This window comes from Phycisphaeraceae bacterium (assembly GCA_019454185.1).
Taxonomy (GTDB): domain Bacteria; phylum Planctomycetota; class Phycisphaerae; order Phycisphaerales; family UBA1924; genus JAHBWV01.
Genome location: CP075368.1, coordinates 1,498,187 through 1,513,592 on the forward strand (window position 1 = coordinate 1,498,187; position 15,406 = coordinate 1,513,592).

Genomic DNA, 15,406 nt, shown 5'->3' on the forward strand with positions numbered 1-15,406 from the left:
GATCGGACCTCGAGCTGGTGTCGGCTAAGCCCTGACGGGTGTGTGGCCGATCAGTGCGGTGATGGGAGACGCTCACGTCAAGATCATGTGCCCGAGTCTGACCTGCCGAAAGGTCTTGTCTGTCCCTGCGATCGCGAGGGGGAAAACCGTTCGCTGCAAGTCGTGCGGAACGGTCATCCGGATACCGGAGAAGCCGGCTGCACAAGCGAAGCCAGCGGCACCGAAGGACGCAGCGGTCGTGCCATCCGGCAAGTCCAAGGACAAAGCGGCCTGATCGACCGTTCGTTCGGAGCTGAGAGCTGCGTCTGTGATTGCATCGTCGTGGCTTCAGAGTTTCGGCTGGCTGTCGTCGTCGTCATCCAGATCGAAATCAAAGCCGAACTCGCTGCTTCCCTCGTTTGCTTCGATGGATGTGGCCGCGACGCCGGGTTTCGACGAGACGGTCTTTGCGTCAGCCCCGGAGGGCGTGCGCTGACCCGGCACCGGCGCGGCCCCGAGCTGGCCTGCGTTCGGATCGATCTCGTCCGGCTGGCCGTTGATGCGTACAACGAAGACGCACGGCCCTACGGCGAGAAGATCGCCGGGCTTCAACGCCTGTTCCACGATCTTCTGACGGTTCACGAATGTACCGTTCGAGGACCCGAGGTCCCTGACACTCAGGCGTGTTCCATCGTTCACCAGCTCGCAGTGTTGTCTGGAGACGCTGCTGAGAGGGATACGGATCTGGCAGTCGTCGCGGCGACCGATCACGCTTTTGGCGCGATTCAGGGGCACCTCTCGCTTCTGCGAACCCGGACGGACAAGAATCAGACTCGTTTCCACCAGTCCACCCCCCTCCACGATGGAGGCATAAGGGAACCAACGGGCTCACAATTCCGCCCAAGCCGCTTACGACCGGACGCACGACGATGCAGGACCATACCGAACTCAGGGTCATCCGGCAACGTCCGAGCGGGACTTCCCGCCCATTCTTAGGGTCTTCACCCCCCCTAGAACGTGCCGCGGCACGCTCGCTGTACATTCACATCCCGTTCTGCTCGCACAAGTGTCATTACTGCGATTTTTATTCGATCGTGGATACTCGGGACCGGCAGAGCCAGTTCACGAAGCGGTTGATACGCGAGTTGAGAGCGATTGCCCCGAACGCGGGGGGCCTTCCCCTCCGGACACTTTTCATAGGTGGCGGAACGCCCAGCTTGCTCGGACTGGATCACTGGCAGGACCTGCTCGAGACGCTGCGCGACGCTTTCGATCTTGAGAACATGCGGACAGGTTTGGGAGAGTTCACCGTCGAGTGCAACCCCGACACCGCGACGCCGGAGTTGCTGGGGCTTCTGCGATCTGGATATGTGAACCGGGTGAGCATGGGTGCGCAGTCGTTCCATGCGGCGCACCTGCGGACGCTGGAGCGGCATCATGATCCGGAATCGGTGCCGCGTGCGATCGAGTCGGCACGCGCTGCGGGAATCGGGCGTCAATCCCTTGACCTGATTTACGCGATCCCAGGCCAGACTCTGGCGGACCTAGACCGCGATCTTGATTCGGCGCTCGCGCTCGGGACGGAGCACCTCTCCGCGTACACGCTGACATATGAGCCGGGCACGGCCATGACCGCTCGCCTCTCGCGGGGGGAGTTTGTTCGCGCTGAGGAAGACCTTGAGGCGGACATGTTTGAGCATGTCGCGCAGCGGCTCTCTTCGGTCGGGCTCATCCGGTACGAGGTCTCGAACTTCGCGAGGCCGGGCGGAGAGTGCCGCCACAACATGGCGTACTGGCGTCAGGACCAGTGGCTCGCGGCGGGGCCTTCTGCGAGCGGGTATTTCGCGGGCCATCGCTGGAAGAACGTTCCACGACTGGATGAGTATCTGGAATCGGATGATGGGGGATTCGCGGCGATTGTCGAGCACGAGCCGCCCGATGCACGGCGCGCTCTCGGCGAGATGCTGATGACGGGCGTGCGGCTTGCAGAGGGGCTGGATCTGGACGCGGCTCTCGCGCGTGCGGATGAGATCTCGCCAGCGATTCGAGCAGATGTGTGGCGCGTGATCGAACGCTACACGAGCTCGTCGCACCTGATGCGGAGCGGGGCTCGGATTGCGCCGACCGAGCAAGGCTTTCTGCTTGTTGATCGGATCGCGAGAGACCTCTTGAGAGCATCGGAGGCCCGTTGACCGAGCATGACCAAGGGCTGGCACCGGGTTGATCGAGGCGCGACTAGCCCAAAGAATGGAGTGTGCGACACCACATCCGCCAGACTCTGTTCGCCTGTGCGACGATCGCGATCGTCGGAGCGGCATCGTGCTCCATGCCGGGTGCCCGTTCTGAACCTCGTCCTTCGAGTTATGCGGGTGCAGCGCAGCCCGTGGCGGTTTCGGCGTCGATGACGCTCCAGGATGCGAGGCGTGTGCAATCCGAGGTGATGGACTTCGCGGACGACATGACCATTCGCCTGGCGGAGGCGATCGACCAGCTCGAGGTTGCGCCATCATCGCTCGAGTCGCGAACGATCGCCCATCGGTTGAAGTTCACCGTGGCGCACGGCGCGACGATCATCGCAGCGGCCCAGAACCCTCGTATCGCGCTCGTTGACATGCTTGTGATGATCTCGCTGCAACGCGCGCTGATCGAACGCAACATCGTGCCGGGAAGATACGGGGCGGAGGCAGACAGACTTCGAGCGGTCTTTGAGTCCTCTGAGTCGCAGATCAGAGGGCTCGCCGAGCGTTCGCTGACGAAGGAGCAGCTCACGGAGATCGATCGGCTGATCCAGCAATGGCTGGATGAGAATCCGACACGCCGTTATGCGGCGTATGTGCGACTCTCGGACTTCGCGGATGCTCGCCAGGTCACGACCGGGCAGGCGGGTCCGAGCCGACCTTCCAACGTGCTCGGATTCCTGTTTCTTGACCCGCTCTCGGGACTGGACCCGACGACTCGCGAGATCGAACAGACACGGCTGTTTGCCGAGCGGGCGATGTTCTATCTCCAACGCGCGCCGATGCTGCTCAGTTGGCAGGCGGAGCTGCTCTATATCGACACGATCAGCGAACCGGAGGCACGCCAGATTCTCGCGAACGTGGCGTCGACGTCCGACGCGATCACGAAACTGTCGGATGAGTTCGCGGAACTTCGGCAGCAACTTCCCAACGTGCTCGCGACCGAGCGTCGCGCCATCATGGAGAGTCTCGACGGCACGATCGACACGCAGCGACGTGCGGCGATCGAGCAGGCGGCCGCGGCTCTTCGTGCGGAGCGGGAGGCGACAATCTCGCAACTCGCTTCGGAGCAGGAGCGTCTCGGCGCAGTCATTGCGGACTTGCATACGCTCGTTGGAGCGTCTACGACGCTGGCCGAGAGCGTCAGAGAAGCAGCGATGAGCGGGACAGAGTTGGCGCTGGCTCTCGGGCTTGACGAGCCATCCGAGCCGGGCTCGGCAACTGCGAAGCTGGCCGCTTATACCGAGGCCATGAGGCAGACCACGCTCGCGGCGGATCGGCTGGGCACTCTCGCAGAGGCACTGGTCTCGGCGACGAATCCGGACCTGGTCGAATCACGCCTCGCGGTGATCGAGCAACGGCTCGAGAACGCTGAGGATTCCGCGAACCGATTGCTCGATCGCGCGTTCAGGATGGGCGTGATGCTGATCGCGATGCTGGTCATCGGGCTGGCGGGCATCGTTGTGTTGGCATCGGTTCTCGGCGTGTTCAGAGCGAAGCGTGCGCAGCACTCGGCTGCGTGACGGCACGACGGCACGACGGGCGTTCAGGCGGTGGACTGTCTGAGCCGAACCAGCTTGCCCTTGCGTTTCACGATGTTCTTGTAGTCCCACTGGATCACGGCGGACTTGGCGAGCCAGCGTTTGAGGTCCTTGGCGACGATCTGGTCGGCGGAGGTGTACCTCACGCATGCGGTCTTGAAGCCGCCCTCTGGCTCAAGCCCCGGCTCATCGAACGACCGGCCGCTCCAGAACATGAGCCGGATGCAGTCCTTCAGCTTGCTGTACCCGACGATGGGGTTGCCGTCGAGGAACCAGACGGGGTGGCGGTGCCAGATCTTGCACTCGGCGCCCTTGAGGTGCTTGTCGATCGCCTTGCTGAGCGTGTCGCAGATGGGCTGGTCAGTCTCGGATTGCGACGCGTTGTAGGCGAGGATGTCCGGGTGGATGGCCATGGGTATTCCTGCTTTGGTCCTGGCAATGCCGGCCTTCTGGCGATTCAACTGCGGCTCAAGACGCTAGCGTCCGCGGTCCAGATCGATCTGCGCTTGTCACGGCTTTGATTTCTTGGGAATCGGCGCAGACAAAGACTTCTCGGCGTTGGCGATCAGCCGCTGCAGCAGACTCCATTGGCCACGAAGCTGAATGCGAATCCGCTGGTCGATGCTCGTATCACCGCCTATTTCGGCCACAGCGTCCGCGGCATGTGATGCGTAGTTCATGAAGGATCCTCTTGGACGCCGCTTGGGCGGCGTCTCTGGATGGGGTCGCAAGTGCGAATAACGCGCGTACAGGTCTCGCCTGTTGATCTTCGCAGGTCCCCCACGGCGCATTGACCTCAATGCCGCACGCCGAGCTCGGTCGACTGATCGACGCATACGCTTGCCAAACTTGACGAGCGTTTGAGGACGAATCAATACGTTCTGTCCATCAAATTCAAGCCCTAAATACTGCAATGCAACTCCCGCGTTCCCCTCTTGTCCGTGACTGTCCATTGAGACTGCCACAAGCGATCCGCTCGAACGCTTACGGAATCTCACCCGCGAAGTCTTGGAGTCCTGTACGGACAATGGCAGCAAAGCAAGCTGTTTCTTGAACACGGCTTCCAAATCCGCTGCTCGTCCACGCGGTGCGATGATCAGAATGTCGTCGCTGTAACGACGGTAACTACCTCCCTCTGCTGCCGCCGCCTTGACCATCACCTCATCGATCTCGAACATCACAATGTTTGCGAGCAAGCCACTAATGGGCAACCCTTGCGGAATCCCCATTTCAGCGCGATTGACATTGATCAGCCCTCGCTTGCGTATTTCTCGATCGAACTCTTCAGAAGTCATCGCGATACTTCGCTCTTTCGCGAAACGTCGCTTGCCGAGGCCGCGAGCTTTGCGAACTTGAGCAAGAGGAACCGTCGCAAACTCCGTGACGGCCTTGAACACTGCGTAGTCGTCTGCGGGCAGCGACGGCTTGTTCAGTAGCTTGGCCCAACTCCTCTTGAGGGCCGTATGCGGTATGCTGTCGAAGAACTTTTCAATGTCCATCGCCACTGCGTCGCACTCACCCGTCGTCACGATTGCCTTGAATGCCTCAGCCGCATGTTGAAAGCTGGCTTTGCCCTTGGCACCAAGCTCGCTACTCACGGGGATTTTTCGATACGCTAGCACAGATGGGGATAGGCATGTCAGTTCTAGTAGCCGTTCATAGGGCTCCCGGAGCTTCCACGAGTAGTAGGAGAAGATATGGGCGTCAGCGTGGGAGGCGTATGCGATCGGACGCGCTTTCACCTTCCACCTCTTCGTGTCCTTCTTCCAACGTCGCTAACGAATACTGAAGCTGATCAACGGCCAGAATGCCCTGTTGGCGATCGCTTCTGGATCGGTGGTCAGTGCAACAGCATCTGATACCGATAACGGTGCATCGAAGTGGATGTACTTGCGGGGCTTGTACCATTCCGGCTCAGAGTTCTTGGGCATAGGAATAGAATATTCCCAAAAAGCACAGTCCGGAGCACGGGGGCTTGCGGCGCCCGCTGTGTGCTCCGGACATTTACTCACGCCACCGAAGTGGGATGTTACTCTGCCTTAGCGTTGTGGTTTCGCTTCGGCGCGCCGCGCGTCTGAACGACGATAGCTATTATGGAGGAGTGGTTGTGAAGTTGCTAACCCTGGTCAGAGCTTTCGCTCCGAGGTGGTCGCTTCGAGTTGCGGGCCGAGTTGTTCTCGGTGGCCGGCTCGAAGTTGACAACTCGAACACTCTTCCCTGCGAGCGACTCCCCGCAGGCACCCGCGTCCTCTACGAACGCGACCTACTCGATAATAGGCTCAAGGATTCTCGCTGGCCAACGAGCCTCGCCGCAGCGCAAATCATTAGTTATCAACAGCTTATGCTCGCGATCGATAGGGTGTCATTGGCACCTCTCATTCTACTGTGAGGCGGAATTGGGGACGGTCATCCCGTTACTCCTCAACAGTCCGCGCAGGTCGCTCGGCCACTTCGACCGCACGTCGATCTTCTCGCCCGTGACCGGGTGGGTGAACGAGAGGCGATGGGCGTGGAGCGCAAGGCGGCGGGCGGCCTCGGCGACGGCACGGGGGGCGTATTCCTTGTCGCCGAGCACGGGGCATCCGATCGATTCCATGTGCACGCGGATCTGGTGGAGGCGGCCGGTGAGGGGGCGGCACTCAACGAGCGCCATGCCGACCACGCGCTGGAGCACGCGGTACGCCGTGATCGCGGGCTTGCCCTTCGGCGAGATGCGGGCGAGTTTCTGCTCGTCCTCGACCTCGAGGATCGGGCGTTTGATGAGGCCGCTGTCGTGGGCGGGTCCCTTGGCGACGACGGCCCAGTAGAACTTTTTGACCTGTCGCTTGGCGAAGGCGTCGCGCATCGCGTCGTAGGCGCGGGGGCGGAGCCCGACGAGGAGGAGGCCGCTGGTGGGTCGGTCGAGCCGGTGGAGGAGCCCGAAGTCGCGATCGCGCCCGAGGTTCTGGAGCTTGGCACCGAGTTCCTCGATCCCGAAGAGCCCGTTCAAGAGCGTGTCGCGTGTGTGGCCCTTGCCGGGCTGGGTCGGCATGCCGGTGGGTTTCTCGACGACCATGAGGTCGTCGTCGCGGTACGCGATGCGGAGCGTCACGCGAGGGTTGGGCTCGACGGAGAGGTTGCTCACTGTTCACCCGCCGCGCCGGCGGCGCTGCCGCTGTCGCCGGCCGTGTCCGGCGTCGGGCAGGCGGCCTCGTCGATGTACCAGCGCAGCTCGCCGCCGAGCGGTCGAACGCCGAGGATCGGCATCTGGCGCGGTCCGACCTGCCGAGCCGCGATCTTCGTGAGCGTCGCTCGCTTGCCCGATCCGGTGACCATGACGCCGATGAAGCGTGAGGCGTTGAGGAGCGTGTACGTCATCGTCACACGATCCGGCGGCGTCACGGTCGGCCCCGCGTTGATCGCAACGAGGCGATCGCGGGGGGCGTCGAGTGCGGGGGAGTTCGGGAAGAGACTTGCGGTGTGACCGTCTGAGCCCATGCCGAGGAGGACGTAATCAAGACGATCATGCCCCTTCTCACGCCACTCCAGCACTTCACGGAGCGCACGCTCGTACACCTCGTCGGCGTCTGGCTCGGTCGCCCGCATCGGGTGGACCTGCTCTGCCGGGATATCCGATTGCGCGACGATCGTCTCGCGGATCATCTTGAAGTTGGACTTGTCGTCCTCGAACGGGACGCGTCGTTCATCGACAATCCAGAGGTGGGTGCGTTTCCAGGGAAACTCGCGGCAGGCGGGGTCGTACATGAGCCGCCGGTAGAACGGCTCGGGTGTTGAGCCGCCGGAGAGGGCCAGATGAAAGTCCCCGAATGCACGCACACAGCCGTTGGCGTGCACGAGGAGGTCCGCGATCATGGCGTCGATCAGTTCGTCCACGCTCTCGCGCAGGACCACGCCGCCGGGGAGGTTCGGCATGGGCGGGCGTGGTACGACGTCGTAGATCTCGGACATCGGGCGTATTGTGGCGTGGCGCGGCGTCCGACGCCACCCCGTCAACGACTGATTCCGCGGCAATCGATTCGAGACGGGCTGCTAGCGCGTCTCGTGCTGGGCCGGGTTGTGCCAGGATCGGCCCTCGCGGGCGAGAATGGCATCCGAGCCGGGCGGCCCCCACGAACCCGGCGTGTAGGTCTCGATTCCCTTTCGAAGCGATTCGGACTCGATGATGGGTTGGCAGAGCCGCCAGCCGCCCTCGACCTCGTCGCGGTGCTTGTAGAGGGTGCGATCGCCACGCATGGCATCAAGGATGAGCGGGCCGTAGGCCTCGATCGGCTCGCCACCGAAGGTTTTGTGGTAGTCGAGATCGAGTTTCGCACTCTCGATGCGGAAGTTCGCGCCCGGCACCTTGCCGAGCACACGAAGGGAGATCCCCTCGGTCGGTGCGATGTTGATCACAAGACGGTTGGGGGCAAAGTCGGTCGCCGGCTGGCCGAAGCGCTCAAAGACGTTGATGGGCGGGCGTTTGAACTGAACGACGACCTCGGTGAGCTTGCGGGCCATTTTCTTGCCCGATCGAAGATAGAAGGGCACGCCTGCCCATCGCCAGTTGTCGAACTCCACTCGCATTGCGCCGAAGGTCTCGGTGCCGCGGGAGGGATCGACCCCGTCCTCGCCGACATAAGCGGGCTCGGAACCTGGGCCGGGTCCATACCTGCCCAGCGAGGCGTGGCGTTCGATCCCGTCATGCGGGATTGGCCTGGTGATGTTCAGGAGTTTGATCTTCTCCTGCATGATCGCCGTTCCGTCGTATGAACTCGGGGGCTCGATCGCGACAAGGGCGAGTACCTGCAGCAGGTGGCTCTGGATCATGTCACGGACGGCCCCAGCCTGGTCGTAGAAGTTCGCGGCTCGGGACCCGACACCAAGGGTTTCTGCGGCGGTCAACTGGACGTGGTCGACGTGGTTGCGGTTCCAGAGCGGCTCGAAGATCGCGTTGGCGAATCGCAGCACGATCAGATTCTGCACGAGTTCTTTGCCGAGGTAGTGGTCGATCCGGTAGATCGCATCCTCTTCGAAGACCCGCCCGAGGGCCATGTTCAGTGACTTGGCGGAGCGAAGGTCGTTGCCGAAGGGCTTCTCGACGATGATGCGCTGCCACGCCGTCTGCTCCGGCTGGAGCGAGCACCACCTCTTGCCTTCAGCAACGACGCCCGCGTCACCGATCGCGCCGATGATCGGCTCGTAGAGCGCGGGCGCGACGGAGAGGTAATAGAGAACGTTGGGCTGGCCGTCGGCTTTGGAGCTGCCGAAAGTCTGTGCGATGGTTGCCAGACGCGGGGTGAGCGTAGCGTAAAGCTCCCGTGTCGCGCCGTCGCCGGCGTGGTAGTGCAGCTTCCGAGCGAACGCCCCCCACTTTCCCTCGTCGAACCCCTTGGCGTTGTCCTTCACCCAAGGGTGCATCGATTCCCGGAAGGCCTCGTCCGACATGGCCGTGCGGCTGGTCCCGACGACAAAAGTGCCTTCGGGCAACTGGTTTCGTGTGTACAGCTCGTATAAGGCGGGGATCAGCTTGCGTTTCGTCAGATCGCCTGAGGCGCCGAAGATCACGATCGCACAGGGGTCGGCGGCGTGGGGGGCTGAGTGGGAGATGGCCATGGCACAATGCTATCGGACCGCCGCGCTACCGTTGTTGACGACCTGATCACCGAATCTGTAGTCCTCGGACGAGAAATGACCCTGACGAGCCCATGAACCCCCTCTACCGCATTCTGGACGCGAACGGCAACCGGGCCAGAGAGGGCCTGCGTGTGCTCGAGGACATTGCGCGATTCGCGCTGAACGATGGTGCTGCTTCTGAGGAGCTGAAACGCCTGCGCCACGCGTTGGTCGAGGCGATCGGCACGCTCACAGCCCAGAGCAACGACCCGCTCTTGCTGCTGGAGGCCCGGGACACACCGGGGGATGTCGGAACCTCGATCTCAACACCGAGCGAGACCGCCCGGACGGACCTTATCCATCTGGTACGTTCCAACGCTTCACGGCTGGGAGAAGCCCTTCGCTCGATGGAGGAAGCGGCCAAGGCCCTCAACAGCGAGAGCGGGCCCTTTGAGCGAGCCCGCTACAGCGTGTACACGGTTGAACGACTGCTCGTGCTCGCGCTCGCGAAGCCCGCGATTCCACGGGTGCGCCTGTGCGTGCTTCTTACCGGCTCGATGTGCGTCCTCCCGTGGCAGAGCGTGGCCGAGGCGTCGCTCGCCGGGGGATGCAACATGATCCAGGTACGAGAAAAGGAGATGAGCGACCGAGAGTTGCTCGCTCGTGTCCGATGCGTCATGGAGATCCGCGACCGATTGGCTCCTCCAGCGCTTGTCATCGTCAACGACAGGCCGGACATCGCGCGGCTCGCGGGGGCGGACGGCGTTCATGTCGGACAGGGGGATCTCACGCCCGCGGATGCTCGTACGGTCGTCGGCGAGCGAGCACTCGTCGGCGTATCGACGGGCACGATCGAAGAGGCGCGGGCCGCAGTGGCCATGGGCGCCGATCTCTGCGGAGTCGGACCGATGTTTGCGACATCGACAAAGGACAAGCCGGTCACGCACGGTCCCGAGTACCTCTCGGCGTACCTTGCGGATGCCGCGGCGTCCCGTGCACCACACTTGGCGATTGGGGGGATCACGCCGGAGAATCTGCCCCAACTGGTCGCGCGTGGTTGCAGGGGTATCGCGGTATCCTCGGTGGTGTGCCGCGACAAAGACCCGGAGGCGGTGTGTCGCCTGCTCTGGAACGCGTTGAACGCCGGCGAGTCCGATCCACACCGCTCTGAAGAGCGAGTCCACCACAAGAGCCGATAGAGTCACCCATGCCGATCACTTTTCACAAGCATGTTCTCCCGAACGGCCTGACGATCATCGCCGAGTGCGACCCGGACGCGCACACCTCGGCGTGCGGGTTTTTCGTCCGCACCGGCGCGCGTGATGAGTCGCCGACCGTCATGGGTGTGAGCCACTTCCTTGAGCACATGATGTTCAAGGGAACCGATACGCTCTCTGCGGACGATATCAATCGGGGATTTGACGAGCTCGGGGCCCGTAACAACGCGTTCACGAGCAACGAGATGACGTGCTTCTACGCGCATGTGCTCCCGGAGCATCTTGGAGCCGCGACGGAACTGCTGGGAAAGATGATGCGTCCTGCCCTGCGTGTCAGCGACTTTGACACGGAGAAGGGGGTCATCCTCGAAGAGATCGCGATGTACAAGGACAATCCCTTCTGGGTTCTGTATGAAGCGTGCGTGGAGCGGCACTATCCGAATCACCCGATGTCGCACCGCGTTCTCGGTACGAACGAGACGATCACCGCGCTCTCACGCGACCAGATGGCGGGGTATTTCAACCACCGATACTCCGCGGACACGACGACCGTCGCGTTCGCGGGGCGGGTGGACTTTGGCTCTGCCGTGAAGCAGATCGAATCTCTCTGTGCGTCGTGGCCCCGCACGGGAGCGCTGCGGGACTCGAAGTCGCCCCCGATCTGGGAGGGGTCGTTCGAGATACGAGACGAGAAAGTGAGCAGGGCGTACATGCTCGGTATGTCGCTCGCGCCGAGCGCGCAGGACCCGCGACGCTACGCAGCGGCGATGCTGGCGCAGATCCTGGGAGGGTCGGACAACAGCCGCCTGCACTGGGCGTTGATCGAGACAGGGCTCGCCGACGAGGCACAGGCGGCTCACGACCCGCACGATGGCACTGGTGAGTACTACGTCTACTGCTCGTGCGACCCGGACAGCGCGACAGAGTGCTGGTCGGTCGTCGAACGCGAGATCGCAAAACTCTCGGATTCTCTGACCGAAGACGACCTGATGCGTCTTCGGAACAAGCTCGCGACGGCTGTTACCCTCGGGGGCGAACGCCCGCACGATCGGATGCACCGGATCGGGCGGCTCTGGACGCTCCTGGGTGAGTATCGCACGCTTGAGGAGGAACTCGAGCGGATAAACTCCGTCACGCTTGCGGATCTGCGAGCGGTTGCCGCGGCGTACCCGATCTCGAGAATGACGGTCGGAAGACTCGAACCGGCCGCACCCGCCGGGGCTTAGGTTGGATTCCCTGCGTCCGGAGGCAACAGGTCCGGACGACGGTCGCGTGTGCGAGCCATCGCCTGATCGAGGCGCCATCGGGCTACTCTCGCGTGGTCGCCGCTGGTCAGAATCTCGGGAATCGGGCGTCCATCCCACTCGGCGGGTCGGGTGTAGTGCGGGTGGTCGAGGAGGCGCAGCCCGGCAGGGCCGACGGGGCTGAAGGAGTCCGCCACGGCGGATCCCTCATCGCCTAGCACACCGGGGATGAGCCGCGTGATGGCGTCGATCATGATCATGGCGGCGAGTTCGCCCTGGCTGAGGACGTAGTCGCCGACGCTGATCTCCAGGGGAGCCAGACGCTCGATGACCCGTTCGTCGATGCCCTCGTAGTGTCCGGCGATGATGAGCAGGCGGGGCTTGGTCGCGAGTTGTTCGACGAGGGGCTGATCGAGGCGGCGGCCCTGAGGTGTCATCAGGATCCGCGTGACTGGGCGTGGGTCGAGAGACTCGGCGGCCATGGCGGCGTCCCAGAGGGGCTGGCACATCATCACCATGCCCGGGCCGCCTCCGAACGGACGGTCGTCGGTTTTCCTGTGCTTGTTGTCCGCGAAGGCGCGGATGTCGGTGGCGTGCCAGTCTGCCAAGCCAGCACGACGGGCACGTCCCGGGATGCTGATGGCGAGCGCGGCAGGGGGCTCTGTGCCGAACATCTCCGGGAAGGTGGTGAGGATGTCAAAGCGGATCGGCATGACGTGTGTGATTGAATGCAGGCGGACGTCGGGATGGCAGCGGGCAAAAACGAAACGGCCCGCCAGGGGCGGGCCGCGGAAGCACGGATGGTTGCCTCGATGGCCGGGGCTTACTTCTTCTTCTCGGGCTCGGCGGGCTTCGCGGCACGTGCGGCCTCGACGCGAGCAACCTTGGCCTGATGCTCGGCCTTCCATGCGGCCTGGTCGATCAGATTGTGCTTGGCAAAGAAAGCCTTGACGGTGTCGCTGGGCTGCGCACCGACGCTGAGCCAGTACTTGACCCGCTCGCCGTTGAGCTCGATCTGCTTGGAGGCGTCAGTCTCGGTGGGGTTGTACCAGCCGAGTTGCTCGATCACGCGGCCATCGCGACGGGTGCGCGAATCGATCGCGGAGATGCGGTAGAAGGGGCGACGGTGGCGGCCAAAGCGCTGCATGCGGATTCGAACCACGGACGAGTCTCCAATGTCCTGAGAAGTCGATCTGTACGACCCGGGGCTGGCTCGCTGGGGCGCGAACGGGCTCCGAGCAGGGTCAAGAGTGTAGGCGTCGGATGGGACAGAGCAAGGGGGCGGGGGATACGCCGGGACTGGGGGATGATACGGAAGGGGTGGTCGGGTGCGAGAATCGGGGTTTGGCTGTATTCTGTGGCCAATCCGGGTCTTGCCAGCTAGAAGTGGTCGCGGGGCTGGGACAGGCTTGAGTACGCCTGGACAAACAGAGATCGCGGCATGTACAGCAGCGGACCGGACATGAGCAGGATCAGACGATGAGCATGATGAACGGCGGCGTGAATCCAGACCATTCCGAAGGCGGGACGATCCTCGGGCATCCGAAGGGGCTCTTCCTTCTGTTCTTGGTTGAGATGTGGGAACGATTCAGCTACTACGGCATGCGCGGCCTGCTGATGCTGTATCTGATCAGTGTGATGGCGGCTCACCAATCAAAGCCGGGGGTGCACACGAACACGATCGAATTCGCGGAGTTGAACGCCGCGGATATCAAGGTTGTTGACGCTTTGCAGGTCAGGCAGTTCTCGATCGTGGCAGGGCCGACGAGCGAGACACTCCCTGAGGCCATTCCCGGCGTTTCTTCGGGTACACCTTCTCTGGTTCTGCAGCGTCTGAAACCCGTCCCGAAGCCCGACAAGCCCAAAGAGATTGAGTGGGTTGTGGACGAGGAGCCGGATACCTGGCCGATTGTGATGGCGGGTGAATCCGGTAAAAAGGGTTCGTTCACCAATACCGAGGTTCGGTACAACATCATCAACAATGGATCGGCGACGGTCCGCTGCCGCGTGAGCGTGGCGAGAGATGGAAACAACTCGAGCTACTTCACGGTGAATCGAAGCCCGGGCGGCGTCACGACCGACGTGAAGCCCCAGTCCGAACTCGGCGCTGGCGCGGCTCCTACTCAGATCATCATCGCAGCGAACACGCACGATAGCGGACGGAACTGGCTGCAATCCGAGGCATCCGTTCTTTACGGCTGGTACACCGGGCTGGCGTACCTCTTCCCGATCCTCGGCGGCATCTTTGCCGACAAGCTGATCGGCACGCACCGCTCGATGCTGGTCGGCGGGCTTCTCATCGCGATCGGGCACATCATCCTGGGCATCTCGGGATTCGGCGAGATGGCGCACAGCCGCACGGGGATGAGTCTGTTCATCATGGGGCTGGCCGTGATCGTGCTCGGCACCGGCCATTTCAAGCCAACGGTCTCGGTGATGGTGGGCCAGCTGTACAAGCAGGGGGATCCGCGACGCGACGGCGCGTTCACGATCTTCTACATGGGTATCAATCTCGGCGCGTTCATCTGCGCGTTTGTCTGCGGCACACTCGGCGAGAAGGTGGGCTGGCACTGGGGATTCGGGTCTGCGGCGGTCGGCATGCTCGCCGGGCTTGCCCTCTATGTCATCGGAAAGCCGAAGTACCTACACGGCATCGGCGATGCGCCGAGCACCCGCACCGCGAGTCTCACGCCAATGTTCCTGATTGGTTCTCTCGTTGCGTCCGCGGCGTTCGCGGCGGCGTATCACTTCGGGGCGTTGGCGAGTCTGAACGAGGCGATGGGGGCGATCCGTAAGAACCAGATACTCTCTCTGGTTTTGATCGCGGTCGTCCTCGTCGGGATTCTGGGCTGGATCATCCACTTTACTCTCCGGAACGAGCCCGCGGACCGCGGTCCCGTCATCACGATCTTCATTTTCATGTTCTTCAATGCCTTCTTCTGGCTCGCGTTCGAGCAGGCGGGATCGAGCATCAATGTGTTCACCGAGCAGAACACCGACCGGAAGGTCGGAGGATTTGAGGTCCCGGCGACCTGGTTCCAGTCCGTGAACGCCGGACTGATCTTCATGCTCGCCCCGCTCTTTGCGGGGATCTGGACCACACTCGGCAAGAAGAAGATGAATCCGAGCCAGCCTGTCAAGATCGCACTGGGCCTCTTCTTCCTCGGATGCGGCTATCTGTTCATGCTTTGGGCAGGCGTGGTAGCCAAGGGAGGCGTAGCCAAGGCATCCATGATGCTGATATTCATGACCTACTTCTGGCACACGGTGGGCGAGCTCTGTCTGTCGCCGACGGGGCTTTCCTATGTCACGAAAGCAGCGCCAGCGCGGTTTGTGTCGCTGCTCATGGGCATCTGGTTCGTCTCGTCATTCATCGCGAATCTCGGAGGTGGCCTCATCGCGGCACAGGTTGAGAGGATCGAACGCGGCGAGCTTAAGATGCCGTGGAGCTTCGGCGGGCAGGCAGATTTCTTCATGCTGTTTGTCGTCTCCTCAATAGGAGCATCGCTTGTGATCTTCCTCCTCTCTCCGATACTCAAGAAACTGATCGGCGGTCGCGAATCCAGCGCAACGGATGCAGCGGCGCACTGATCGCT

At 62.6% G+C, this 15,406-nt stretch carries 14 protein-coding genes; 5 read left to right on the plus strand and 9 right to left on the minus strand.

Annotated features, from left to right (window positions below; genetic code table 11):
• Positions 1–327 precede the first annotated feature (327 nt).
• Positions 328–774 (minus strand): FHA domain-containing protein, encoded by a 447-nt coding sequence (locus KF838_06395; protein ID QYK49476.1) that lies wholly within the window; start codon positions 772–774, stop codon positions 328–330.
• Positions 775–908: 134 nt separating this feature from the next.
• On the opposite strand from KF838_06395, the gene hemW reads away from it, so the two are divergent.
• Positions 909–2,171, plus strand: coding sequence for a radical SAM family heme chaperone HemW (gene hemW / locus KF838_06400; GenBank protein QYK49477.1), 1,263 nt, complete (start codon positions 909–911; stop codon positions 2,169–2,171).
• A 62-nt stretch (positions 2,172–2,233) separates the two neighbouring features.
• Positions 2,234–3,739: a hypothetical protein gene (locus tag KF838_06405; protein ID QYK49478.1), complete on the plus strand. Its 1,506-nt coding sequence runs from the start codon at positions 2,234–2,236 to the stop codon at positions 3,737–3,739.
• 23 nt (positions 3,740–3,762) lie between these two features.
• On the opposite strand, the gene KF838_06410 is transcribed toward KF838_06405, so the two are convergent.
• From KF838_06410 to zwf, 6 genes are all read right to left on the minus strand, one after another.
• The gene (locus tag KF838_06410; GenBank protein ID QYK49479.1) at positions 3,763–4,170 is read right to left on the minus strand and encodes a DUF1801 domain-containing protein; all 408 of its coding nucleotides are present in this window, start codon (positions 4,168–4,170) and stop codon (positions 3,763–3,765) included.
• Between the two features lie 96 nt (positions 4,171–4,266).
• Complete coding sequence (locus KF838_06415) at positions 4,267–5,355, minus strand: hypothetical protein (protein ID QYK49480.1); 1,089 nt, start codon at positions 5,353–5,355, stop codon at positions 4,267–4,269.
• 177 nt (positions 5,356–5,532) lie between these two features.
• Entirely contained in the window at positions 5,533–5,688 is a 156-nt protein-coding gene (locus tag KF838_06420) for a hypothetical protein (GenBank protein QYK49481.1), read from the minus strand.
• A gap of 449 nt (positions 5,689–6,137) precedes the next feature.
• Positions 6,138–6,881 carry an RluA family pseudouridine synthase gene (locus tag KF838_06425; protein ID QYK49482.1) on the minus strand — a complete coding sequence of 248 codons (744 nt, stop codon included), beginning with the start codon at positions 6,879–6,881 and terminating at the stop codon, positions 6,138–6,140.
• Positions 6,878–7,705, minus strand: coding sequence for a 6-phosphogluconolactonase (gene pgl, locus KF838_06430; GenBank protein ID QYK49483.1), 828 nt, complete (start codon positions 7,703–7,705; stop codon positions 6,878–6,880). Before pgl ends, KF838_06425 begins: the two co-directional genes overlap by 4 nt.
• A gap of 81 nt (positions 7,706–7,786) precedes the next feature.
• Positions 7,787–9,349: a glucose-6-phosphate dehydrogenase gene (gene zwf, locus KF838_06435; GenBank protein QYK49484.1), complete on the minus strand. Its 1,563-nt coding sequence runs from the start codon at positions 9,347–9,349 to the stop codon at positions 7,787–7,789.
• Between the two features lie 92 nt (positions 9,350–9,441).
• Between zwf and thiE the strand changes: the two genes are divergently transcribed.
• The gene (gene thiE, locus KF838_06440) at positions 9,442–10,548 is read left to right on the plus strand and encodes a thiamine phosphate synthase (GenBank protein QYK49485.1); all 1,107 of its coding nucleotides are present in this window, start codon (positions 9,442–9,444) and stop codon (positions 10,546–10,548) included.
• Between the two features lie 8 nt (positions 10,549–10,556).
• The gene (locus tag KF838_06445; protein QYK49486.1) at positions 10,557–11,792 is read left to right on the plus strand and encodes an insulinase family protein; all 1,236 of its coding nucleotides are present in this window, start codon (positions 10,557–10,559) and stop codon (positions 11,790–11,792) included.
• Here KF838_06445 and trmD read toward each other — a convergent pair.
• Both trmD and rpsP read right to left on the minus strand, forming a co-directional pair.
• The gene (trmD, locus tag KF838_06450) at positions 11,789–12,523 is read right to left on the minus strand and encodes a tRNA (guanosine(37)-N1)-methyltransferase TrmD (GenBank protein ID QYK49487.1); all 735 of its coding nucleotides are present in this window, start codon (positions 12,521–12,523) and stop codon (positions 11,789–11,791) included. The two genes, KF838_06445 and trmD, sit on opposite strands and share 4 nt — an antisense overlap.
• Positions 12,524–12,633: 110 nt before the next feature.
• Positions 12,634–12,957, minus strand: coding sequence for a 30S ribosomal protein S16 (rpsP, locus tag KF838_06455; protein QYK49488.1), 324 nt, complete (start codon positions 12,955–12,957; stop codon positions 12,634–12,636).
• A 332-nt stretch (positions 12,958–13,289) separates the two neighbouring features.
• Here rpsP and KF838_06460 point away from each other — a divergent pair, with 332 nt between their 5' ends.
• The gene (locus KF838_06460; protein ID QYK49489.1) at positions 13,290–15,401 is read left to right on the plus strand and encodes a peptide MFS transporter; all 2,112 of its coding nucleotides are present in this window, start codon (positions 13,290–13,292) and stop codon (positions 15,399–15,401) included.
• Positions 15,402–15,406 lie beyond the last annotated feature (5 nt).